We start from the raw sequence: 587 nt of genomic DNA on the forward strand, positions 1-587 counted from the left end.
GGGGTGGTGGACCCGGGCGCGGGGCTCGTCGTGGAGGTGAACGAGGCGCCCGCGCTGCGCGGCTACCCGGTGGCGCGGCGCCTGGAGGCGCTCGTGGGGGCGCCGGTGCGCATCGAGCACCGGGCGAGGGTGCAGGTGCTCGGCGACCGCTGGTTCGGGCCGGGGCGCGGGCGGCGCTCCTTCGCCTCGGTGTCGACGGGCGAGGTGCTCGGGGTCGGCATCCTGTACGCGGGTGAGGTGCTGGCCCCGCCGGGCGGGCGCAGCGGCGCGCACATGACGGTCTCGGCGAGCGGGCGCCGCTGCACCTGCGGGCGGCGGGGGTGCTGGAAGACGGTGGCGACGACGCGGTGGCTGCGCGAGCGGGCGCGGGCGCTGGGGCTCGGCGGCGAGGTGTCGCTCGGGGCGCTTGTCACCGCGCCGGGCGAGGAGGCCGCACGGCTCGTCGCGGAGTACGCGGAGAACCTGGTGCTCGGGCTCGCGACGGTGCAGCAGCTCTTCGCCTGCGGCCTGTTCGTGCTGCACGGGGAGGCGCGCGAGGGCGGTGAGCGGTTCCGGGCGCTGGTCGAGGAGCGGCTGCGCGCCGACGT

General features: G+C 78.4%; 1 protein-coding gene. It reads left to right on the forward strand.

The window, feature by feature from the left end; translation table 11 throughout:
* On the forward strand, positions 1–587 hold a 587-nt coding region (locus G3I42_RS22480; RefSeq protein ID WP_164288677.1), incomplete at both ends, for an ROK family protein.

This window comes from Streptomyces sp. SID11385 (assembly GCF_010548245.1).
Taxonomy (GTDB): domain Bacteria; phylum Actinomycetota; class Actinomycetes; order Streptomycetales; family Streptomycetaceae; genus Streptomyces.